This is a genomic window from Chloroflexus sp. (genome assembly GCF_034431535.1).
Taxonomy (GTDB): Bacteria; Chloroflexota; Chloroflexia; order Chloroflexales; family Chloroflexaceae; genus Chloroflexus.
Map to the genome: position 1 here is coordinate 70,538 of NZ_DAOUDC010000002.1, position 21,484 is coordinate 92,021.

21 protein-coding genes are annotated in these 21,484 nt (G+C 60.4%); 8 read left to right on the forward strand and 13 right to left on the reverse strand.

What is annotated here, in order from left to right; translation table 11 throughout:
* Window positions 1-237: 237 nt before the first annotated feature.
* The 9 genes from U9R61_RS00715 to U9R61_RS00755 form a co-directional block, all read right to left on the reverse strand.
* Entirely contained in the window at window positions 238-1,353 is a 1,116-nt protein-coding gene (locus U9R61_RS00715; protein WP_322486908.1) for an MraY family glycosyltransferase, read from the reverse strand.
* A gap of 418 nt (window positions 1,354-1,771) precedes the next feature.
* Window positions 1,772-2,404 (reverse strand): uracil phosphoribosyltransferase, encoded by a 633-nt coding sequence (gene upp, locus U9R61_RS00720; RefSeq protein ID WP_322486909.1) that lies wholly within the window; start codon window positions 2,402-2,404, stop codon window positions 1,772-1,774.
* Window positions 2,405-2,538: 134 nt separating this feature from the next.
* On the reverse strand, window positions 2,539-3,276 hold the full coding sequence (locus U9R61_RS00725; protein ID WP_322486910.1) for a response regulator transcription factor: 738 nt from the start codon (window positions 3,274-3,276) through the stop codon (window positions 2,539-2,541).
* A 67-nt stretch (window positions 3,277-3,343) separates the two neighbouring features.
* On the reverse strand, window positions 3,344-4,633 hold the full coding sequence (gene clpX, locus U9R61_RS00730) for an ATP-dependent Clp protease ATP-binding subunit ClpX (protein WP_322486911.1): 1,290 nt from the start codon (window positions 4,631-4,633) through the stop codon (window positions 3,344-3,346).
* Window positions 4,634-4,689: 56 nt separating this feature from the next.
* Window positions 4,690-5,352, reverse strand: coding sequence for an ATP-dependent Clp protease proteolytic subunit (locus U9R61_RS00735; RefSeq protein ID WP_066790546.1), 663 nt, complete (start codon window positions 5,350-5,352; stop codon window positions 4,690-4,692).
* Window positions 5,353-5,362: 10 nt separating this feature from the next.
* A complete protein-coding gene (tig, locus tag U9R61_RS00740) occupies window positions 5,363-6,760 on the reverse strand; it encodes a trigger factor (protein WP_322486912.1) in 1,398 nt (465 codons plus the stop codon).
* 211 nt (window positions 6,761-6,971) lie between these two features.
* Window positions 6,972-7,412, reverse strand: coding sequence for an NUDIX hydrolase (locus tag U9R61_RS00745; RefSeq protein WP_322486913.1), 441 nt, complete (start codon window positions 7,410-7,412; stop codon window positions 6,972-6,974).
* A 6-nt stretch (window positions 7,413-7,418) separates the two neighbouring features.
* Window positions 7,419-8,339, reverse strand: a complete 921-nt coding sequence (locus U9R61_RS00750; RefSeq protein ID WP_322486914.1) for a cytochrome c biogenesis CcdA family protein — start codon at window positions 8,337-8,339, stop codon at window positions 7,419-7,421.
* Window positions 8,336-8,641, reverse strand: a complete 306-nt coding sequence (locus U9R61_RS00755) for a hypothetical protein (RefSeq protein ID WP_322486915.1) — start codon at window positions 8,639-8,641, stop codon at window positions 8,336-8,338. The genes U9R61_RS00750 and U9R61_RS00755 overlap by 4 nt, the downstream gene beginning before the upstream one ends.
* Window positions 8,642-8,909: 268 nt before the next feature.
* Here U9R61_RS00755 and U9R61_RS00760 point away from each other — a divergent pair, with 268 nt between their 5' ends.
* Entirely contained in the window at window positions 8,910-10,049 is a 1,140-nt protein-coding gene (locus U9R61_RS00760) for a glycosyltransferase family 1 protein (RefSeq protein ID WP_322486916.1), read from the forward strand.
* Between the two features lie 9 nt (window positions 10,050-10,058).
* Here the strand turns inward: U9R61_RS00760 and U9R61_RS00765 are convergent, their stop codons facing one another.
* A complete protein-coding gene (locus U9R61_RS00765) occupies window positions 10,059-10,652 on the reverse strand; it encodes a hypothetical protein (protein WP_322486917.1) in 594 nt (197 codons plus the stop codon).
* Window positions 10,642-11,223: a PH domain-containing protein gene (locus U9R61_RS00770; RefSeq protein ID WP_322486918.1), complete on the reverse strand. Its 582-nt coding sequence runs from the start codon at window positions 11,221-11,223 to the stop codon at window positions 10,642-10,644. Before U9R61_RS00770 ends, U9R61_RS00765 begins: the two co-directional genes overlap by 11 nt.
* A gap of 303 nt (window positions 11,224-11,526) precedes the next feature.
* Here U9R61_RS00770 and U9R61_RS00775 point away from each other — a divergent pair, with 303 nt between their 5' ends.
* The 3 genes from U9R61_RS00775 (at window position 11,527) to U9R61_RS00785 (ending at window position 17,053) form a co-directional block, all read left to right on the forward strand.
* Window positions 11,527-12,390 carry an alpha/beta hydrolase gene (locus U9R61_RS00775; RefSeq protein ID WP_322486919.1) on the forward strand — a complete coding sequence of 288 codons (864 nt, stop codon included), beginning with the start codon at window positions 11,527-11,529 and terminating at the stop codon, window positions 12,388-12,390.
* Window positions 12,391-12,455: 65 nt separating this feature from the next.
* A complete protein-coding gene (locus U9R61_RS00780) occupies window positions 12,456-15,269 on the forward strand; it encodes a helicase C-terminal domain-containing protein (RefSeq protein ID WP_322486920.1) in 2,814 nt (937 codons plus the stop codon).
* Window positions 15,270-15,757: 488 nt separating this feature from the next.
* Window positions 15,758-17,053 (forward strand): PQQ-dependent sugar dehydrogenase, encoded by a 1,296-nt coding sequence (locus U9R61_RS00785; RefSeq protein WP_322486921.1) that lies wholly within the window; start codon window positions 15,758-15,760, stop codon window positions 17,051-17,053.
* Here the strand turns inward: U9R61_RS00785 and U9R61_RS00790 are convergent.
* Window positions 17,027-17,791 carry an alpha/beta hydrolase gene (locus tag U9R61_RS00790; RefSeq protein WP_322486922.1) on the reverse strand — a complete coding sequence of 255 codons (765 nt, stop codon included), beginning with the start codon at window positions 17,789-17,791 and terminating at the stop codon, window positions 17,027-17,029. The two genes, U9R61_RS00785 and U9R61_RS00790, sit on opposite strands and share 27 nt — an antisense overlap.
* Window positions 17,792-17,860: 69 nt before the next feature.
* Here U9R61_RS00790 and U9R61_RS00795 point away from each other — a divergent pair, with 69 nt between their 5' ends.
* Window positions 17,861-18,511 (forward strand): Crp/Fnr family transcriptional regulator, encoded by a 651-nt coding sequence (locus U9R61_RS00795; protein ID WP_322486923.1) that lies wholly within the window; start codon window positions 17,861-17,863, stop codon window positions 18,509-18,511.
* Window positions 18,512-18,573: 62 nt separating this feature from the next.
* Here the strand turns inward: U9R61_RS00795 and U9R61_RS00800 are convergent, their stop codons facing one another.
* Window positions 18,574-18,756 (reverse strand): hypothetical protein, encoded by a 183-nt coding sequence (locus U9R61_RS00800; protein ID WP_322486924.1) that lies wholly within the window; start codon window positions 18,754-18,756, stop codon window positions 18,574-18,576.
* Window positions 18,757-18,926: 170 nt separating this feature from the next.
* On the opposite strand from U9R61_RS00800, the gene U9R61_RS00805 reads away from it, so the two are divergent.
* From U9R61_RS00805 to U9R61_RS00815, 3 genes are all read left to right on the forward strand, one after another.
* Entirely contained in the window at window positions 18,927-20,060 is a 1,134-nt protein-coding gene (locus U9R61_RS00805) for a DegT/DnrJ/EryC1/StrS family aminotransferase (protein ID WP_322486925.1), read from the forward strand.
* Window positions 20,057-21,073: an NAD-dependent epimerase/dehydratase family protein gene (locus U9R61_RS00810; protein ID WP_322486926.1), complete on the forward strand. Its 1,017-nt coding sequence runs from the start codon at window positions 20,057-20,059 to the stop codon at window positions 21,071-21,073. Before U9R61_RS00805 ends, U9R61_RS00810 begins: the two co-directional genes overlap by 4 nt.
* Window positions 21,074-21,152: 79 nt before the next feature.
* A partial coding sequence (locus tag U9R61_RS00815; protein ID WP_322486927.1) for an NAD-dependent epimerase/dehydratase family protein occupies window positions 21,153-21,484 on the forward strand: 332 nt, incomplete at its 3' end.

Here is a 21,484-nt window from a genome sequence, read left to right on the forward strand (position 1 = left end):
CGGCGTTCTCAACGGCAAACACCGGTTCCTCTCCCCCCTAGTCCATCCCCACTAGCGCAGAAGCTAAGCGCTGCTGACGCTCGCCCATGCCTTTCCCACAAACCATGCGGCTCCCCCTCGCCCGTCGTGAGGTGGGAGAGGGGCTGGGGGTGAGGGGCTATACGCCAAGTCGCGCAAAGAGTTGGTAAGGTACCCCTGCGTCCTCCGCGCCCTCGGCGGTAAAAAACCTCTCCGCTATCACGCCAGCCCGCGCTTCGGCTGCAACACCAGCAACACCACCAGCACCATCCCAGCCAGCACTAGCAACGCCACCAATTTCATCAGCGGGGTAAAGAAATCAAGCAACCCAATCGCGCCAAAAGCGATGCTTAAGCCGTAATAACAGGCTACCACCTGTCGCTGGCTGAGGCCAAGGTCAAGCAGACGATGGTGCAGATGATCACGTCCAGCTTGCGCCGCCGAACGACCCCGCAGCGTGCGGGTCAGAATCAGCCACACCATGTCCACGATCGGCACCCCCAGCACCAGCAAGACCGTCGCCAGCTTAGCCCCGCCAATCAGCGCACAGATGCCTAGCGTGTAGCCGATCGTCATCGCCCCCACATCACCCATAAAAATGCGGGCCGGATGGGTATTGTAGAGCAGGAACGCCGCACACGCACCGCTCAGCGCCAGCGGCAGCAGCGCAACCGTCAGTTGCGGCGGGTCGAGGGTGAGCGTGTGCAGCGCCAGCACCAACCCGGCGATCAACGTCACTCCCGCTGCCAGCCCATCGAGGCCATCGATCCAGTTCACCATATTCTGCATACCCACAATCCAGAAAACGGTAGCGGCGATCGCCAGCCATGGGCTCAGGTTATGAAGATGAATCTGGTTCACAAAGGGAAAGTTGAACGCGGTCAGAATAATCCCGCGCGCCTCTGTCGGCTGGCCGAGCGCATCGGGGTAGAGGGTGTGATCCCACAGATACGGCCCAACCGCCACCAGCGCCGCGATGATATGCACACCGAGGCGCGGCAACGCCGGCAGGTCGTAGAGGTCGTCAAGCAAGCTCACAAACGCAATGATGGACAGCCCGATCAAGAGCAACCCAATGCGCAGATGCTCAAATGGCGAGCGCCGCAAAGCAGGATCGAGCGATTCAAAGGCGAGACTGGCGACGATCGCAGCGACTAAGCCAGCGATCATTGCCAACCCACCCACCACCGGCGTAGGCTCGCGATGAACGTGGCGCGGGCCGGGTTTGGCTACCCAGCTTTCACGGCGCGCCAACCGGATCAGCGGCGGGGTGAGCAGCGCCGTGACGGCGAAGGCGATCAGCGGCGCGCCGAGCAGGGCCAATGTGACAAGCATGCAATAGTCGCTTTACCTCAAAATGCGAAACTCCCGCTTATGATATGAGGAAAGCCGTCTAAATGCAACGTCGCAACGACAGGCGCCTTCGCTACAGCGGGAGATTCCTTCGGGCGCTGCGCGCCCTCGCAATGACAAATGGGTGCGCCCCTTCGCAATGACAATGCGGCTCCCTCCCCAGCGGGGGAGGGTTGGAGTGGGGGCTACGCACGCCCCACCCCCTGTCTGTCATGGTGAGCCGCCGCAAGGCGGCGACCCAATCGCCTCCGAGCTCGGGAGTGGTGCGCGCAGGCATTCCGCTCGCTACAGCGGGAGATTGCTTCGGGCGCTGCGCGCCCTCGCAATGACAAATGGGTGCGCCCTTTCGCAATGACAAGGGGGCACCCCAGCGCGGGAGAGGGGGCAGGGGCAAGGGTCGCTACCCCGTTCCGAATTGGCGGTCGCCGGCATCGCCAAGGCCGGGCACGATGTAGCCGCGCTCGTTGAGGTGGTTGTCAATTGCGGCCAGATGGATGGCTACATCGGGATGGGCTTCCGACAGCGCGCGCACCCCTTCCGGGGCGGCGATCAGGCCGAGGAATTTGATCCGCTGAGCGCCCCACCGCTTGAGAATATCCACCGCTGCGACTGCCGAGCCGCCGGTTGCGAGCATCGGGTCAACGATAATGGAGAGGTCAATATCCGGCTTACTGGGCAGCTTGTTGTAGTACGTCACCGGCTGCAAGGTCTCGTGGTCGCGGTAGAGGCCGAGGTGCCAGACATGCACCGTCGGCAGAATGTCAACAATCGCTTCGGCCATGCCGAGGCCGGCGCGCAGAATCGGGATAATGCCGATCCGCTCGGCCACTTCAAACCCTTCGCAATTGGCCAGCGGCGTCTCGACGGTCAGCGGCGCTAGCGCCAGATCTTGCGTCGCTTCGTAAAACAGCAACTGGGCAATCTCGCGCACCAATTCGCGAAACTTCTTCGGCTCAGTCCACTTGCTGCGCAAGAGCGCCAGTTTGTGTTGCACCAGCGGATGGCGCGAAACAAACACATGTGAGGAGGGCATATTCAGTTCCTGCCTTCATATACAGATGACGCAAAAACGCGAAGCTGCGAAGAGTGTTGCGGGCCAAAGGATCGCTGCGCTTGCCCATCAACCTCTTTGCACTTCGGCGTCTTTGAATAAACCCGCACTCCGGTCTATGCTCGTTCGAGCTTGTAACCAACGCCGCGCACCGTCAGAATGACCTTCGGTTTGGACGGCTCCACCTCAACTTTTTCGCGCAAACGGCGCACGCACACATCGACCAGATTGGTCTCGCCGACGTATTCATAGCCCCACACCTCGCGGAACAGCACCTCGCGGGTGAAGACCTGCCCGGCGTTGGCGGCGAGGAAATAGAGCAGCTCAAACTCCATCGGCGTCAGTTTAATCTCGGCGCCGCGCACCGATACTTTGTGCGCGATGGCATCAATAGCGAGATCACCCACTTGCACGAAGGTTGGCGCCGTGCGCGCCTTTTGCATGTCTACCCGGCGCAAAATCGCTTCCACGCGAGCGACAAACTCGGCCACTTTGAACGGCTTGGTGATATACTCGTCGGCCCCGCGCCGGAACCCTTGCACAATATCATCGGTGCCGTCGCGGGCAGTGATGATCACGATCGGCACATCGCTCTTGGCGCGAATGCGCTCGCAGGCATCGAACCCGTCAACGAAGGGCATCATGACATCGAGAAAGACCAGATCGAACTGGTCTTTCTCGAAGGCGTTCAGCGCCTCCATGCCATTTGCCACCACCACCGTTTCATACTGTTGCACCGGCAAGGCCGTCTGGATCAGGCGGCCAATCGAGGGATCGTCGTCGGCCACTAAGATCCGACGTTTAGGTGGCGGTTGATCAGCTGCGCGTTGTGATGTGCGATGAAATAATGGCATACGGATACTTCGTTCGTTCACGTTGGGCCGCACGCCGTGCAGGAGCCGCACGCCATACGGCTCTCCACTAGACGGCTTCATCTAGCCGGCGGCGATAATCGGCGCGCGGCACTAGAATGGGCCGGCCCCGGCCTTGAATCACCTCGGCGTTGACGATGCAACGCCCGATATGCTCTTGCGACGGGATCTCGAACATCACCTCAAGCAAGATCTCTTCGACAATGCTGCGCAAGGCGCGGGCGCCGGTGCGAGCATTCATAGCGCGATCGACAATCGCTTCAAGGCTGTCGGGCGTAAACTCCAGCTCACAATGGTCGAGCGCGAACAGCTTTTGATACTGCTTAATAATTGCATTACGCGGCTCGGTCAAGATGCGCAGCATAGCCTCGCGGCTGAGCGGATCGAGAGCGACGATCACCGGCAACCGCCCGACAAATTCGGGGATGAAACCGAAACGCATCAAATCGTCGGGCGTGATCTGGGCCAGCAACGCCCCCTCTTCATCGATCGTCTTCACCGGATTGCTGCCAAAGCCGATCGCCTGCTTGCCCCGCAGCCGTTTGGCGATAATGTTGGTAATCCCCTCAAACGCACCACCGCAGATGAAGAGCACATTCGTGGTGTCAAACGGAATATACTCTTGCTGCGGATGCTTGCGTCCGGGCAGCGGCGGCACGTGAGCAACGCCGCCTTCGAGGATCTTGAGCAGCGCCTGCTGCACCCCTTCGCCCGACACATCGCGCGTGATCGAGGGGTTATCCGACTTGCGCGCAATCTTGTCGATCTCGTCGATGTAGATAATGCCGGTCTGTGCGCGTTCGACATCGCCATCGGCAGCTTGGATCAAGCGCAGCAGGATATTCTCGACATCTTCCCCTACGTACCCGGCTTCGGTCAGAGCAGTTGCATCGGCGATCGCGAACGGCACGTCGAGGATGCGAGCCATGGTTTGGGCCAGCAAGGTTTTGCCGCTGCCGGTCGGCCCAATCAGCAAAATATTGCTCTTGCTGATTTCGACATCATCGATCCGGGCGCCGGCCCGCACGCGCTTGTAGTGGTTATACACCGCCACCGACAAGGCGACTTTCGCCCGATCCTGCCCGATCACATACTGATCGAGCTTTTCGCGGAGCTTGCGCGGCGTCGGCAAGCGAGCGGGTCCGGGGGGCGGCGTGCGCCGCGACGCCGGCGTCTTCTGATCACTCTCTTCGGCGATGATGGCGCTGCACAGCGCGACGCACTCATCGCAGATGAAGACATTGCCGGGGCCGGCGATCAAGCGTTGCACTTCATCCTGTCCGCGCCCGCAGAATGAGCAGGCATACGGATCACGGCCGGGATTACGGGTACGAGTCATGGGGGATTCTCCAGACGAGCGGGCGGGCACTGGCGGTCGCACCCGCCCGGGCGTCGTTACTTCTTTTCCTCGCGGGTGAGGATTTCGTCGATAATGCCGTACTCTTTGGCTTGCTCCGGCGTCATGAACAGGTCGCGGTCGAAGTCCTTCGCGATCCGTTCGATGGGTTGGCCGGTATCTTTGGCCAGCAATTCGCGCACCACCTGTTGCAGCCGGAGCAGCTCGCGGGCCATGATCTCGACATCGGGCGCGTAGCCGCGGGCGCCGCCGCCGGCCGGGTGCATGTGAATAGTCGAGTGGGGCAGGCTGTAGCGCTTGCCTTTGGCCCCGCCGGCTAGAATTGGCGTCGCCATGCTGCCGGCCATGCCGACACAGACCGTCGCCACATCCGGGCGGATGTGGTGCATCGTGTCGTAAATTCCCAGACCGGCTGTGACCGACCCGCCCGGACTGTTGATGTAGAGCCAAATGTCGCGATCGGGATCTTCGCTCTCAAGGAAGAGCAATTGGGCGACGATCAGATTAGCGATCTGATCGTCAATTGGCGTGCCCAAAATTACGATCCGCTCTTTCAACAAGCGCGAATAGATATCAAAGGCGCGTTCGCCGCGGCTAGTGCTCTCGACCACCATCGGAATCAGCAATTCCGGCCGTTGCGAGAGCCATTCCGGGCTCGGCATGCTGCGCCAGTCGTGACTATAGCGCGTTGACCAATTCATAGGGTACTCCTCACGATTCAGTTGTTGCACGGCTGGATTGATCATCCGTTGCAGTGGCTTCGGTGGCCGGTTCAGCGTCCGGCGCTGCGCTCGGTTCGCCGCGGGCAATCTCGGCGAGGCGAGCGCGAAGTTTCTTATCAAGCACCACATTCGCGACCGAGGAGCGCAGTTGAGAGTTGAGCATCTCTTTGAGTTGCGGCCGCCGCTCCTCCTCGTAGTCGGCCAGAATGCGCTCGATCTCGGCTGCGATCGCGTCGTCGGTGACGGTCAACCCTTCCTGCTTAATCACCTCACTGAGCGCCAGCGTCACCTTGGTCTGACGCTCGGCTTCGGGTAGCAGTTCATCAACCGCCTGATCGTGGGTAATGCCGCGATACTGCAACACCTGCTCGAGGGTGATGCCGTAGCGCGCATACTGCTGCTCTTGGTCGTGCAGCATCGAGTGCGCCAGATCGCGGATCATCACATCGGGAATATCGAAGGTGGTCTGCTCGACCAATTGCTCAAGGTAGGCGTTAAGCAACGCTTGCTCGGCGCGGCGGCGCTCGGCCTCTTCGAGATCAGCCCTCACCTTGGCCTTGAGTTCATCGAGCGTGCCGGTGAAATTCACCAACCCCGGCAGCTCTTCCCATGCCGGCACGATCCGGCGCTGAACACCCAGCACCTCAACCTTGAACGTCACTTTCTTGCCGCGGATCGACTCTTCGGCATGATCGTCGGGCATCGTCGCAACGATCTCTTTCTTCTCGCCCACGTTCATGCCGATCAGCCCTTGGTACAGCTCGTCTACCAACCGGTTCGGCTCAAGGTCGAGCTGCTCTTCCGAGCCGGAAGCCTCAGACTCAGCTTCAGATTCGTCACCGGCCTCGGCTTCATCCTCGTCGCCTTCGACCTTGGTGCTGAGCAGCACCCGCAGCCGGTCGCCTTGCTGGGTCGGACGCGGCTCGTCGAGCTCTTGCAAGATGACGTGTTCTTCGCGCATGCGCTCAAGCTCAAGCTCGACCATCTGATCGGTCACCGGCTCGACGTTCAGCGGCACGCGGATGCTGCGGTAATCGGCGAGCGTAACCGTCGGCGGCACCGGCACCTTGACCGTAAAGATGAACGGCTCCAGCGAGTCGATCCGTTCGAGGGAGGGCGGGCCGATCACTTCGATCTGCTCTTGCTGGATTGCCTTCTTGTAGGCGTTATTGATCAGATCCTCGGTGGCCTCTTCGATCAGCGCCGCACGCCCGAAGGTGCGTTCAATAATAAAGCGCGGCGCTTTGCCGGGACGGAAGCCGTGAATGGGAAACTTCTGCGACAGACGGCGCGCTGCCTGATCGAGGCCGCGCTCGAACTGATCTTGGTCGATTTCAATCTGCAATGAGATGAGACTCTTTGGCAGTTTTTCGGTCGTAACTTTCACGGTGGTATCCTTAACACAATTCGCTTTGCGCAACAATCAAGGCGCTGGCGCTCAACGTTGAGCGCTGGCATGCTGGCGCGCTGTATGTTGCATTATAGCACGTCTGCTTGCGGGATGCGAGAAGGGGCGGGGGTGAGATGATTTCGCAGGGCGACATTGCTCACCGGTTGTTAGAGACGGTTATCTCTATTATGGATGGATGCGTTCCTCCCTACTTATCACTCCCCATTCCCTGCCCTAACCGGCGCGCCACACGCTGGAGCAACACGCGCAACTGGCGATAGCCGATCTGGCGGATGGCGTCGTTGAGCGGCACCCATGCTGCGGCGCGAATCCCTTCAGCCAACGCCGGGGTCGGCGGTTCGGGCGAGGCGCTGGCTAGAAAGAAGGTGACTTGCTTGTCGCGCCAGCGCCCGCGCCGGTACACCGGATACGTCACCCGTTCGAGCCGCTCGGCCAGCGAGCAATGGATCCCGGTCTCTTCGGCGACTTCACGCACTGCGGCTGCTTCATCACTCTCGCCATTGTCAACGTGGCCTTTGGGCAATGTCCAGACGCCTTGTTGATCTTGAATCAATAAGACAAGATGCCGGCCCGTTTCATCACGGGCCAGCACAACACAACCGGCAGCGCGAATGGGTGTATCTGTCATACGTCCTCAAAGCCCAAACAGCCGGCCAATCGCTGCTTCAATTTCGACCCACCACTGCGCCATAGGGGTGGCGTTTGCTTGCTGAGAAATCCATTCCAGCCGCCCGGTCGCCAAGAGCAGGCCCATAACGACCATCAGCGCACCGCTGAGCAAGCTAGTCGTATGCAAGAAGAGTTCGCGTCCGAACAGGTTGACGGTGAAACCGCGCCCGCGCAGGAATTGCCATACGCGCGAACCGGCGCCGAGCCGCTGGAAGAAGGTGGCGATCAGAATGAGCGGTAGCCCAAGCCCCAGCGAGTAGATGAACGCCAGCACGGCTCCTTGCAAGATAGCAACGTCACTTGTGGCGGCCAGCAGGGTCAACAACGCGCCCAAAATCGGCCCGACGCATGCCGTCCAGCCAAGGGCGAAAGTCGCGCCATAGAGATACGAACCGGCGAAGGTGGCGGCTGGACGCTCTTGCAGTTGCGGGCCGGCGAAGCCTTTGCCGAGCATGCCCATGATGCCGAAGGCGATGATAACCAGCCCACCCCAGAACGTGAGGGTGCTGCGGTTGGCGAAGAGCAAGCCGCTGAGGGCGGTGGCGCTAGCGCCGAGCAACGTCATGGTGGTGGCAAGGCCGAGGAAGAAGGCGATGCCCATAGTGGCGACCCGCGCCCGCCCGTGGCCGCTGGCCTGAAAGGTGAAGGCAAAGTAGGCCGGCAAGATGGGCAGCGTACATGGCGAGAGAAAGCTGAGCACGCCGGCCAGAAAAGCGGGCAGCGCCAGCACCAGCACACTGCCGCCGCCGGTGAGGAAGCGGGTCTGCTCGCCGGCATCCATACTCAGCGCCAGCAAAATGAGTAAGAGCAACACTCCCAGTACCGCGAGCACGATCAGGCTGCGCTTGCCAAACCGGCGCGGTGAGTCCATTGGTTGTAAGGTCATACGGCCCTCGCTTGCAGGGTGCGACCGGTGGGCAGCCGCGGCGCAGTGCGTCGAATGCGAGCTGCTTCTTCCTCGCTGATGGGGGTCGAACCCATAAAGAAGACCACTTCGGTCGGTATGTCGTAACGGTAACGCTGGCGTTCCCATTGACCAGATGTATTCCGGGCGAGCAAGGTTACACGCCAGAACATGCCGTCAGCATCATATTCTTCGGCTTCAATCCAGACCAGCGCCCCGGCCGGAAAGATCGTTGCCAGCCGTTGGTGGCAAGCGTCGCGGCTAGCCGCCATCGCGTCGGCCATAGTGGTGTGTCCTCCATCCAATCTACCATACTTAGGAGCGAGCGAAGCCTCGCCGGTTGAGTGTCTGTATCTCTGGGGCGAGGGATGATGCGCCCCTACATATTATACCGGCTTATCGTAACCGGTGATGGCATGGATGGCTATCTCTGCACGAGATTTAGCCGGCGGTTAGCGCACGCTTAACCCTGAGCGCATACCCGCTTAACACCCGCATTGTATTATGTCAGCAACATTGTAGGATGTCCGCTCTTCGTCTGGAGCTGATGCCATGCGTGTGGCGCTGATCGCGGAAACGTTTCTGCCTGACGTGAATGGCGTGACAACTACCCTCTGCCGGCTGCTGGAACATGTGCAGCGCGCCGGCTATGAGGCGGTGCTGTTTGCGCCGCAGGGTGCGCCAGAGAGCTATGCCGGCGCTGAGATTGTGCCGTTGAGCGGGATGCCGCTGCCGATGTACCCCGAAGTGAAACTGACGCCACCCCAACCCGGCTTGACGGCCCGCCTGCGCAGTTTTCAGCCCGATGTGGTGCATTTAGTGGGGCCGGTGGTGTTGGGGGCGATTGTGCCCGGCATTGTGCGTCGCCTCGGCTTGCCGCTGATCGCCTCGTACCATACCGACTTCGGCGCGTATAGCCGACATTATGGTTTCGGCTTTTTGCAGCACGGCGTCAATGCGTGGCTGCGCTGGATCCACAACCGCTGCCGGATCAACCTCTGCCCGTCGAGCTTTACGCTGCGCGTCCTCCGCTCAGCCGGCTTCCGCCGCTTGCGGATTTGGGGACGAGGAGTTGATGTGGAGCGGTTCCATCCCCGCCACCGCAGCGAGGCATGGCGTGCAGCGGTCGGCGCGCAACCCGGTGAGCGCATCGTGCTGTACGTTGGCCGCGTCGCCGCCGAAAAGCGGGTCGAACTGCTGCCCGAAGCGATTCGCGGCCTGCCCGATACGCGGCTGGTGATCGTCGGCGATGGCCCCTTCCGGCCCGAATTGCAGCGACGCTGCGCCGGCCTGCCGGTGCATTTTACCGGCTATCTGAAGGGAGAAGCGTTGGCGGCGGCGTATGCCAGCGCCGATGCGTTCGTCTTCCCGTCCGACACCGACACCTTTGGTCAGGTCATTCAAGAGGCGATGGCTTCGGCGCTGCCGGTGGTGGCGGCGCGGGCCGGCGGTGCGATTGATCTGGTGCAGCACGGCCAGAATGGCTATCTGTTTACTCCCGGCGTTGCGACCGATTTGCGCGCTCGCCTGCGCGAGTTGCTGGCCGATGATACCCGCCGGATGGAGCAGGGGTTGGCGGGCCGGGCCGCCGCCGAACGCCGCTCGTGGCCCAGCGTGATGGAAGAGTTGATGGGGTATTACGGCTATGCGATGCGGCGCCGGCGTGGAGTGGCGCGCGCAACGGTACGGTGATGAGGTTTCCTACGACGGGGTGTGCGGCAGGCGTGAAGCAGCGACGCTGATAGGTTCCAACGCCAAAATGTCGATCCGTGACCGGCGCACCTCGATCCAATCGCCAATCGTGAGGTGATCACTGCCGATCAGATCGGCGATCCGCGGCGCGCTGAGCGTCGTGCGCAAGCCGATCGCCGTGTCATCAGCCAAGGCAATCACTAACTCGGTGTAGAGCGTCTCGAACGGCAGATGTTCGCGCTGCACTTCCCATGCCAAGACCGCAGCGACCCGGCCATAGACGATGGGTTCGCGTAACGGCACTGCCGGGGCAATGTGTGGCGGCGGCGTGAACCCGGCGCGGAACGGCGGGGTTTGCAGTTGCACCGTGCTTAGCGCGCAGAGCAGGCGGGCAATGATCACTTGACCTGCTAGCTCCGGATCGACGCGATGATGGCGATCGACTAGCCACAGCGTGGTGTCTGAAGCAGTGTCAGGCCCGGCGTCTAGCGGCGTTACCACTACCTGCGGCAGATACCGCCGGCCATCGGGGTGCAGCGCGCCGGGAATGAATTGCTCGTAGCGGCAACGCAGATGGAGTTGGCTCAGAGCGCTAAAGCGCATTGCTCACCTCCGCCAACTCTTGCAAGCGTTTAGTGGCTGAAGCAAGCCGTTGCTCATTGAGGGCAGCGATAAAATCGCGGGGCCGGTCAGGGCTAATGATCACCACCGACGCATCGTAGCGTGAAATCGCGACCAGCCGCTGCCGGTTGGTGGCAAAAAGCGCCACGCGGCCATACGGGTCAAGATGAAACGGCCCCTGATAACCGAACACACCGGCGTTGAAGGCGAAACGCAACCCAAACCGTGGCATATCGGCCAGAGCAGTGGCCGGCGACACACCGCTGATCTGATCAAACCGGATGCGCACTGCCGGCGCCCAGCGCCGCTCAATCACCAGCGCATCGGGGTCGATCCGGTACGCTTTGGGTTGGAAGGCGTAACTCAGCAAGAGAAACAAGGCCAGCGCCGACGCTAACCCCAGCGGCACCTGCAAACCGTTCCAGCGGAGATTAGCGAGATACGCGAATAATTGCGGCAATACCAGCAAGCCGCCTACATACGCAAGACCGTAGGTGACTTTGACGGCATACGAGTCGAGCGGCGCTGGCGCGAAGCGCGTGGGCGAAGACATACCCCGAATCCTTATCTTACTCGTCTATGACCTGCGTGCGCGAATCGTTTTGCGACGGTTCAGACTGATAGGCGGGCCAGCGGCCCGCGCTCCCCGCTCGCCGGCATACAGGTCGCCAACAACGCCCACCCTCTATGTTGTGAACATACATCGCTACATCTCTCTGCATTATACCCCGCCTTTCTTTCCTGTACAGTCTTTGCATATAAAACAAATCATTGCATTTCATTTGATTTCAGCGCATAATAGCAAGCGGGATCCGCACTCTTGCCTCCCGGCAGCCAACAGACAGGAAGATACTTTATGGCGCAAGATACTGCGTTACCCCTGTTACCGGTGGCCCCCACCTACTTCGGCTGGCGCGATCAACAGATTGCTACGTATCAAGCGGGCGCTGGCAGACCAGTGCTGCTGATCCATAGCATCAATGCGGCGGCATCGACATTCGAGATGCGCGAGCCGTTTCAACGGCTGAGCCGGCAGTTTGCCGTCCATGCGATTGATCTGCTCGGGTATGGCAATTCGAGCCGCCCGCCGTGGCGGTACCGCGCTGCGATATATGTCGATCTGATCACGGCAATGCTTGACCGGATCGGCGAACCAACGGCGCTGGTAGCCAGTTCGCTCGGCGCGGCCTATGCGGTGCTGGCCGCCGCTCGCCGGCCCCAGTTGGTGAGTCGGTTGGTGCTGATTTGCCCGACCGGGATCGGCCAGCTCGATCGCGGCCCCGGCATCGCGGCGTACACAGTCTACCAGTTGTTGCGCAGCCCATTCGGGCGGGTGCTCTACGAGGCGCTCACTACTCGCACCAGTATCCGCATCTTCCTTGCCAACCAAGCCTACGCTAACCCAGATAACATCACTCCTGACCGGCTGGAAGGCTTCTACCAGACGTGTCGCAGCCCCGGTGCGTACTATGCGCCGATCTGCTTTCTCAGCAGCCTGCTCAATTGCAATATCGCGCCTACGTTTGCGACGCTGACGCAACCCACGCTGGTGGTGTGGGGGAGTGACGCGAAGACCAGCCCGCTAGCGTTAGCCAGCAACTTTGTACGGACGCGGGTGGCGACCAAGGTGGTCACGATCAATCAAGCCAGCCTGCTGGTGCAAGACGAGCAGCCGGAAGCGTTTATGGCGCAGGTCGGGCCGTTTTTAGCGTCGCCGTAACCCTCGTGGTACAATTGCTCTAAACCGACCGGCAATCATCTGTCCGGTAGACGAGCGATGTACCCATGAATAACCGCATTTACGTTGCGATCGATGTCGAAACGACCGGCTTGCAGAGCGGCCTCGATGAAATTATTGAGGTCGCTGCGGTCACGTTTCGCGGGCGCGAGATTCTCGACCGCTTCGAGCGGCTGGTGCGCCCACGCCAATCGGTGCCGCTGAAGATTACCCGCTTGACCAGGATTGATCCGGCGGCGTTGGTGAAAGCGCCCCGCTTTAACGAGATCGGCGCCGAACTGGCCCGTTTTATTGGCAATCGCCCGATTGTCGGCCATTCGATTGGCTTCGACCTGACCATGCTGCGGGCGCAAGGCATGAGTTTTAACCAGCCGGTGTACGATACCTTCGATCTGGCAACGCTGCTCTTGCCGCAGGCGACGAGCTATAAATTGTCGGCGCTGGCCGCCCGGCTCGGCATTCCCCATCCCGATGCCCATCGCGCCCTCAACGACGCTGAGGTAACGGCACAGCTCTTTGCTGAATTGACCGAGCGCATGCTGCAGCTCGATTTGGCAACGTTGGGCGAGATGGTGCGGTTGATGGGCAAGATTGGCTTGCCGTTGCGCGATCTGTTTGAAGAAGCGTTGCGCCAGAAGGCGCGCAATGCGTTCCATGAGCCGATCGCCGCTCCGCCCGAACCGGCAGAGGCGCTCGCCCCTGATCTGCCGCCGTTGCGCCCGACCGGCGATGCCCGCCCGCTCGACCTTGAGGCGATTGGCGCATTTTTCAGCCCCGATGGCCCCTTTGGCCGCGCTTTTCCCGGTTACGAACCGCGCCCGCCGCAGGTTGAGATGGCCCGTGCCGTGGCGAAGGCGTTTAACTGCAGCGAGCCGCTGATCGTTGAGGCCGGCACCGGCACTGGCAAGAGCATGGCTTATCTGGCGCCGGCGACGATGTACGCGGTGCAACGCGGTGAGCGGGTGGTCATCTCGACCAACACGATCAACCTGCAAGATCAGCTCTACAACAAAGACATTCCCGATTTGCAGCGCATTTTTGCCGCCGCTAGCTTGCCCGCCTTTCGGGCGGCGTTGCTGAAGGGGCGCAGCAATTATCTCTGTCTCAAGCGGTATCACGAGCTACACCGCAGCGAGAATCTGGCGATCGAAGAGGTGCGCGCGCTGCTCAAGATTCAACTCTGGCTGCCGACGACCGCCAGCGGCGATCGCACCGAGCTGCCACTGGTTGATCGCGAGCAGGCGGCATGGAATAAGGTAAATGTTTCGGTTGAGACTTGCACCGGCGCGCGTTGCCCCCACTTCCGCGAGTGTTACTTCTTCCGCGCCCGTCGCGCCGCCGAAGCGGCCCATATGGTGGTGGTGAACCATGCCTTGCTGATCGCCGATCTGGCCGCCGCTTCGCAAGTCTTGCCACCCTACGACCATCTGGTGATCGACGAGGCGCACAATGTAGAGGATGTCGCCACCGACCAGCTCAGTTTTAATCTCGATCAAGCCGGCTTGCTCAAGTTTCTCGATGATCTGTTCCAGAGCGGCGGCGCGCAGGTGGTGAGCGGCCTGCTCAGTGAGTTGCCGGTGGTCTTGACCGAGTTGGGAGGCGGGGGCGCAGCCGGCGAGCGGATTGCGGCGGCAATTGAGCGTATGCGCCCGACTTTGATCCGCGCCCGTACGGCAGTGTACGAGTGCTTTAACCTGCTCACCCGTTTTGTCCAGCTCGATACCGAAGCTGGGGGCCAGTACGACCCGCGGCTGCGGTTGACCAAGGGGGTGCGGCAGCGGCCCGAATGGCAAGAGATCGAGCGGGCATGGCAGAACTTGAGCGATATGCTGGCGGCAATCGGCAACGAGCTGGCCGTGATCGAAGAGCAGGTGCGCGAGCTGAACGAGACGAGCGGCGAACTTGACGATGTATTGGTGCGCACCGAGGTGCTGCGTCGGTTTGCCACCGATGCCCGCGTGCGCAGCGGCCACGTGATTTTCGGCGATGACGACAGCATCTGTTGGCTGACGTATGACCGCCAGCGCGATACGGTCACTCTGACCGCTGCGCCGCTGAGCGTGGCTGAAATCTTGCAAAGCCAGCTCTTTACTCAGAAACAGACCAGTATTCTCGCTTCGGCAACCTTGAGCATCGCCGGCGATTTCGCGTTTGTCAAGAGCCGGATCGGTCTCACCGAGGGCCAAGAACTGATGCTCGATTCGCCGTTCAATTACGAGCAGCAGGCGTTGGTGTACATTCCCAACGATATTCCCGAACCTAACCAGCGTGGTTATCAGCAGATGATCGAACAGGCGATCATCGATCTAGCGCTGGCTTCCGGCGGGAGGATGCTGGCGCTGTTTACCGCCTCGAACGCGCTGCGCCAGACCTACACCGCGATCCAAGAGACGCTCGAAGATCACGGGATCGGCGTCATGGCGCAGGGGATCGACGGGTCGCGGCGGGCGCTGGTAGACCGGCTGAAAGAGTTTCCCCGCTCGGTCTTGCTCGGCACCAACAGCTTCTGGGAAGGGGTGGATGTGGTTGGCGATGCGCTGTCGGTGCTGGTGATTACCAAACTGCCCTTTGCCGTGCCGACTGACCCGATTGTAGCGGCGCGCAGCGAACAATTCGCCGACCCCTTCAGCGAGTACAGCGTCCCGCAGAGCATTCTGCGCTTTAAGCAAGGCTTTGGCCGCCTGATCCGGTCGCGTGACGATCGCGGGATCGTGGTGGTGCTCGATCGCCGGCTGCTGACCAAGAAGTACGGCCAGCAATTCCTCGACTCGCTGCCGCACACGCGGGTGCGCACCGGGCCGCTGGTCAACCTGCCGGGGTTGATCGCGCGCTTTTTGCAGGCGAAGAATGGCGGGGCGTAAGCTGTGTGTTTACCGCCGAGGGCGCAAAGGAAAGAAATTGCCGCAAAAACGCGCAAAAGGCACAAAAGGATGATGCTAAACTCTTGTGTCTTTTAGTGGCTGTTCCCACAATCTCTTTGCGCCCGCTGCGGAGCCGGCCGGCTGTCTGGCCTTACTGCGTCTTGGCTGGCTTGGCGGCGTGATCGTTCCCCCCACCCCAACCCTCCCCCGCTGGGGGAGGGAGTAGGTTGTTTACCGTAGAGAGCGCAGAGGACACGGAGGATGAGAGTCAGCTCAACCCACTTTGCGACCTCTGCATTCTTGGCGTCTTTGCGTTCACATCCTTTGCGCCCTCTGCGACCCTTAGCGCCTTTGCTCACTTTGCGCCTTAACGTTGGCCCCACGCCTCCATTCGCCACAAGGTAGCGCGCCGCCGGCAAGGTGTGGTAAGAATTAAAGTAGTAAGCTTTTTGCGTTTTGTGGCGATGCTTAAACTAGACAGGAAACTCATGCCACGGTGGATATGGATCGTCTTGATCGGTCTCGTAAGTTTGGCGGCCTGCACCAGCACAACCGGCAATCCGGCTGCGCAAGCGCCGTCGCCCCCCACAGCGCCGGTGATCACACCGGCGCCACTCACGCCAACGACCCGGCCCACGCCGCCTGCCACCCTAGTGCCGTCACCATCGCCGGCGCCAACCACGCCGGCAACAATGGTTGACCCGACTCGCCTGACTTACGCGCTCGAACAGATTGCCGATGGTTATAACCGGCCCACCCATCTGACCCACGCCGGCGATGGCAGCGGGCGCTTGTTTGTGGTTGAACAGGCAGGACGAGTATGGATTCTCCGGGATGGGCAGCGGCTGGCTGAACCGTTTCTCGATATTCGCACACTGGTGGGATCGCGCGGCAACGAGCAGGGCTTACTGAGCATCGCGTTTCACCCGCAGTTTGCCGCCAATGGCCGCTTCTTCGTCAACTATACCGATACCGGCGGCGATACGGTGGTCGCTGAATATCGGGTCAGCGCCGATCCCAACCGGGCCGATCCGACCAGTGCGCGCGTGCTGTTGCAGATCGCGCAGCCGGCGGCGAATCATAATGGCGGCCTGCTGTTGTTTGGCCCTGACGGCTACCTCTACATCGGCACCGGTGACGGCGGCAGCGCCGGCGACCCGCTCGACGCCGGGCAGCGACTTGATACCCTCTTGGGCAAACTGTTGCGGATCGATGTTGATAATGGCCAGCCGTATGCTATTCCCCCTGATAACCCGTTCATCAACCGCGCTGGCGCATTGCCGGAGATTTGGGCCTACGGTTTGCGCAACCCATGGCGCTTTGCCTTTGATCCGGCGGCTGGCATGCTCTTCATCGCCGACGTGGGCCAAAATGCGCGGGAAGAGGTGAATGTCGCGCCGGTAGACGCGGCCGGTCTCAATTACGGCTGGCGCTTGATGGAGGGCGATCAATGCTACCGGCCAACCAATTGCGATCCAAGCGGGTTAGTGCTGCCGGCAGCGGTGTACGGCCACGACAACGCCACCGGCGGGTGCTCGGTGACTGGGGGCGAGGTCTATCGTGGAACGCGCCAACCGGCGCTGGCCGGCGTCTATTTCTATGCCGACTTCTGCACCGGCAACTTGTGGGCCTTGTGGGAGAATGCCGGTGAATGGCAGCATGCGCTGGTGGCGCGGCTCACCATTCAGACCACCTCATTTGGGGTGGATGAGGAGGGCGAGATTTATCTGCTGGATCGGGCGGGTGGAGTCTACCGGTTAGCTAGTCAAAAACTGCCGGATTAACCGGATCAACACCGCCGGTTGATCATCTTGAATGCTATGGCCACTATTGGTAACAAACTCAAGGCGGCAGTTGGGAATGGCGGCGGCCAGCCGTCGTACATCTTCCGGCAGATTATTCTGCTCGCCATCGCCGTTGATCAGCAGCGTCGGGCAACGGATCTGCGGCGCTTCGCGCAAGCAAATATCGCCGCCGGCAGCGACAATCGCCTCTGCCGCCCGCACCCACCCCTCAATCATCGGTTCAAGCTGCTCGCGCCCGTGCAGCTCGATAATCTCTTGCCGCCACGCGGCGCGCCGCTCATCCCATGCCGACACCGGCAACCAATCTTGCACGGCATCAACCATCGCTTGGCTCATCACGCCGGCCACCCCCCACGCCACCACGCCGCGCACCAGATCGGGCCGGCGCGCCGCCAGCACCAGCGCGCTCTCGGCGCCGTCGCTAAAGCCCAACACCACCACCGGCCCCGGCTGAATACTATCGAGCAGTTCGGCCATATCAGCGGCATCGCGCTGGTAAAAATCGGGCGGGAAGGTGCGGTTGGGCGGGCGGCTAGCGCCATAGCCGCGCAAATCGGGCGCAATCACGCGATAATCGTGGCTGAGGTCGTCGATTAGCAACCCCATGTGCGAGCGAGCGGTGTCGGTGAAGCCGTGGAGGAGCAGTAACGGCGGGCCGCTGCCAAGATCGTGATACGCCAAAAGAGCGCCATCGTGGAGCGTAACATTGTGCAGCATAAAAGTCTCTATAATGGTGATGAGAACCAATGCCGGAGCCAACGACGATCGAAGATTGAGAGCGGCGCAATGACAATTGAAGACCTGCGCGCCATTCCGTTGTTTGCCAGCCTTGATGAAACGACGCTGGCCGACACGGCGCGGCGCGTCCATATTTGCCATTACCGGCCCGGCCAACATATCATACACGAAGATCAGCCGGCGCATGCCATCTTTTTTGTGGTGCGCGGGCGGGTGCGTCTCTCACGCACAGCGACTGATGGGCGCGAGCAAGTATTGGCGATGGCCGGGCCGGGGGAATATTTCAATGCAGTGCCGATCTTTGATGGTGGCTTGAGCCCGGCGACAGCGCGGGCCATGAGTCATGTAACCTGTTTGTTGTTGGACCGTGACGATCTGCTGGCCTTGATTCGCAAGCATCCTGATCTGGCACTGGCCGCGCTTTCGGATTTGGCCGGCCAATTGCGCGAGTTAGTCACCTTGGTCGAAGACCTCGCCTTTCGTTCGGTACGGGCGCGGCTGGCGCGGTTGTTGTTGGCCGAGGCGGCGGAAGGCGCTGCCGAAGTGACACATCAAGAACTGGCCGAGCGCACCGGTACCGTGCGCGAGATCGCTGGGCGAGCGTTGCGCCAGATGGCTGAAGAGCGATTGGTGAAGCTGGAGCGGGGGCGGGTGATCGTGCTTGATCGGGCGCGGTTGGCTAAGGTGGCGGAAGAATAGCTGACGCAAAGGCGTACATGCACCAAAGCGAGACATTCACCCCTTTGCGCCGGCTAAAACCCTTACCGGAAGATGTCGACGACGATGTTATACATATCCGACAGCGAAATGCCGAGAGTGCTAACTGCTGCAACAACAACTAGTGCAATTAACATGATGATCAGACTATACTCGACTAATCCTTGTCCGCGCTCGTGGTGAGTAACAGCCACGCGCACGGCTTTGAGCCAATGGTTGATACTCATTTCTTTCTCACCTCCTTTCTACATAATGATGCATGTCTCCACTGTACTGAGAAAGTTGGCAACGTGCAACCAGAATCGGGTACTATTGCGCTATGGTACCGGCTGATTGAGAAGTGGCAATCTGATGCATGCGAGGAAAAGGCCGCCGTTTGCATCTCAGGAGTAAGCGTATGACCATCACGTGGCGGGTGCCGTTTGGCGATTTGCAGCGCAGCCATCAAGCCTTGCAAGCCGAGTTGCTTGCTGCTGCCGAGCGAGTGATTGCAAGCGGTTGGTATATTTTGGGCGCCGAAGTGGCCGGCTTCGAACGCGAATTTGCCATGCTGTGCGGTGTTGAGCACTGTGTAGGCGTCGCCAGCGGTGCCGAAGCGCTCTATTTGGCGTTAGCCACGGCTGGGGTCGGGCCGGGTGACGAGGTGATCACGGTAGCAAACGCTTGTATGTACGATGTCGCGGCGATCCTCCAAGCCGGCGCGCGGCCAGTGTTAGTGGATGTCGATCCGGTGACGCAAACCATGGATCCGGCGGCGTTGTCAGCGGCGATCACCTCGCGCACCAAAGCCGTCATCCCAGTGCATTTGTTTGGGCGGCTGGCCGATATGCCGGCGATTATGGCGATTGCCGAACAGCATGGTTTGACCGTGATCGAAGACGCGGCGCAGGCGCACGGCGCATGGCGGCCTGACACCGGCGGTGCGCCGCGCATGGCCGGGCAGTGGGGGCATTTGGCTGCATTTAGCTTCTACCCCAGCAAAAATCTCGGTGCGTTGGGTGATGGCGGTGCGGTTGTTACTAACAATCCGGCATTTGCCGAACGGCTGCGCCGGCTGCGGATGTATGGCTGGGAGCGCAAATACTATACGACCGAAGCGGGTGGCCGTAATTCACGGCTCGATGAGTTGCAGGCGGCGCTGCTGCGGGTGAAACTGCCGCATCTTGCCGCCGCTAATTCGGCGCGGCGTGAACGGGCCGCTTGGTACGCCGCCGCGCTAGCCGATCTGCCGGTAGGATTGCCGGTTGATGAGCCGGGGCACGTCTATCATCTCTACGTGATCACGCTTGCCGATCGGGCGACCCGCAATCGCTTGCGCGAACACCTGTCAGCGCACGGGATTGGGTGCGATATTCATTATCCGGCGCCAACCCATCTCCAACCGGCTTATGCCGATCTTGGCTATCATCCGGGTAGTTTGCCGATCACTGAAGATTTGGCCGGGCGGATTCTCTCGCTGCCAATGTATCCGGAATTGAACTACGACGACGTAATGCTTGTCGCCGAAACAATACGCATGGGGTTCGTATGATTGATCGCACGACATTTGCCGGCGCGCGGGTATTGATTACCGGCGGGTTGGGGTTTATTGGTTCAAATTTAGCCCATCGCTTGGTTGATTTGGGCGCGCAAGTGACGTTAGTCGACTCGCTAATCCCGGAATACGGCGGTAATCTCTATAATATCGCCGGGATCGAGGATCGGGTGCGGGTGAATATTGCCGATGTGCGCGATGAATACTCGATGGATTATCTGGTGCAGGGGCACGATTTTCTCTTTAATCTGGCCGGTCAGACCAGCCATCTCGACTCGATGCGCAATCCGTATGTCGATCTTGATATTAATTGTCGAGCGCAACTTTCGATTCTCGAAGCTTGCCGCAAGAACAATCCACGGATTACGATCGTATACGCTTCTACTCGCCAGATCTACGGCAAACCCGACTATCTGCCGGTCGATGAGCGCCATCTCCTCCACCCGGTTGATGTCAATGGGATCAACAAGATGGCCGGCGAGTGGTACCACATCCTCTACAACAATGTCTACGGCATTCGCGCCTGCGCCTTGCGCCTGACCAACACCTACGGCCCGCGGATGCGGGTGAAAGATGCGCGCCAAACTTTCCTTGGCATTTGGATCAAGAATGTCATTGAAGGTAAGCCGATACAGGTGTGGGGCGATGGCAGACAATTGCGCGATTTTACCTATGTGGATGATTGTGTGGAGGCGCTGTTGCTGGCCGCCGTCCATCCGGCAGCAGCCGGCCAGATTTTCAATCTGGGCGGGCTTGAGGTGATCAATCTGCGCGATCTGGCGGCGCTGACGGTCGAAGTGACGGGCAGCGGCAGTTTTGAGATCATTCCCTATCCCCCCGATCGCAAGCCGATCGATATTGGTGACTACTACGCCGATGATCGCCGCATTCGGAGCATGCTTGGCTGGCAGCCGCGGATCGATCTGCGCACCGGATTGGCGCGCACCATTGCCTTCTATCGCGAGCATCACCAACACTATTGGGAGTCATCTGCTGCGGGAAGTGAATAAATAGCAGCCGGATGTTCATCAAACCTTCACGATCAACTACTACAATGCAAGCCGATACCAATAGAGGAGAACGTCAACTATGCGCGTACTAATTACTGGCGGGGCAGGGTTTTTGGGATCGCACCTATGCGATCGCTTTTTGGCCGAAGGGCATACGGTGATCGCGATGGATAATCTGATCACCGGCAACACCGATAATATTGCCCATCTGGCTGGTCATCCCCGCTTTCTCTTCATTCATCACGATGTGACTAACTATATTTACATCGAAGGCTCGATTGACGCTGTCCTCCACTTTGCCTCGCCGGCATCGCCGATTGACTATCTCGAATTGCCAATCCAGACCCTTAAGGTGGGAGCTCTGGGCACGCACAAAGCGTTGGGCTTAGCGCGCGCCCAGGGCGCGCGCTT

Excerpts from the sequence above, each read along its gene's own strand:
- U9R61_RS00805 (WP_322486925.1), top strand. The coding sequence starts at position 18,927 with ATGACCATCACGTGGCGGGTGCCGTTTGGCGATTTGCAGCGCAGCCAT.
- U9R61_RS00775 (WP_322486919.1), top strand. The coding sequence starts at position 11,527 with ATGGCGCAAGATACTGCGTTACCCCTGTTACCGGTGGCCCCCACCTAC.
- U9R61_RS00800 (WP_322486924.1), bottom strand. The coding sequence starts at position 18,756 with ATGAGTATCAACCATTGGCTCAAAGCCGTGCGCGTGGCTGTTACTCAC.
- U9R61_RS00810 (WP_322486926.1), top strand. The coding sequence starts at position 20,057 with ATGATTGATCGCACGACATTTGCCGGCGCGCGGGTATTGATTACCGGC.
- U9R61_RS00750 (WP_322486914.1), bottom strand. The coding sequence starts at position 8,339 with ATGACCTTACAACCAATGGACTCACCGCGCCGGTTTGGCAAGCGCAGC.
- U9R61_RS00770 (WP_322486918.1), bottom strand. The coding sequence starts at position 11,223 with ATGTCTTCGCCCACGCGCTTCGCGCCAGCGCCGCTCGACTCGTATGCC.
- U9R61_RS00745 (WP_322486913.1), bottom strand. The coding sequence starts at position 7,412 with ATGACAGATACACCCATTCGCGCTGCCGGTTGTGTTGTGCTGGCCCGT.
- U9R61_RS00725 (WP_322486910.1), bottom strand. The coding sequence starts at position 3,276 with ATGCCATTATTTCATCGCACATCACAACGCGCAGCTGATCAACCGCCA.
- U9R61_RS00785 (WP_322486921.1), top strand. The coding sequence starts at position 15,758 with ATGCCACGGTGGATATGGATCGTCTTGATCGGTCTCGTAAGTTTGGCG.
- U9R61_RS00780 (WP_322486920.1), top strand. The coding sequence starts at position 12,456 with ATGAATAACCGCATTTACGTTGCGATCGATGTCGAAACGACCGGCTTG.
- upp (WP_322486909.1), bottom strand. The coding sequence starts at position 2,404 with ATGCCCTCCTCACATGTGTTTGTTTCGCGCCATCCGCTGGTGCAACAC.
- U9R61_RS00715 (WP_322486908.1), bottom strand. The coding sequence starts at position 1,353 with ATGCTTGTCACATTGGCCCTGCTCGGCGCGCCGCTGATCGCCTTCGCC.
- U9R61_RS00790 (WP_322486922.1), bottom strand. The coding sequence starts at position 17,791 with ATGCTGCACAATGTTACGCTCCACGATGGCGCTCTTTTGGCGTATCAC.
- U9R61_RS00765 (WP_322486917.1), bottom strand. The coding sequence starts at position 10,652 with ATGCGCTTTAGCGCTCTGAGCCAACTCCATCTGCGTTGCCGCTACGAG.
- clpX (WP_322486911.1), bottom strand. The coding sequence starts at position 4,633 with ATGACTCGTACCCGTAATCCCGGCCGTGATCCGTATGCCTGCTCATTC.
- U9R61_RS00795 (WP_322486923.1), top strand. The coding sequence starts at position 17,861 with ATGACAATTGAAGACCTGCGCGCCATTCCGTTGTTTGCCAGCCTTGAT.
- U9R61_RS00760 (WP_322486916.1), top strand. The coding sequence starts at position 8,910 with ATGCGTGTGGCGCTGATCGCGGAAACGTTTCTGCCTGACGTGAATGGC.
- U9R61_RS00755 (WP_322486915.1), bottom strand. The coding sequence starts at position 8,641 with ATGGCCGACGCGATGGCGGCTAGCCGCGACGCTTGCCACCAACGGCTG.
- U9R61_RS00735 (WP_066790546.1), bottom strand. The coding sequence starts at position 5,352 with ATGAATTGGTCAACGCGCTATAGTCACGACTGGCGCAGCATGCCGAGC.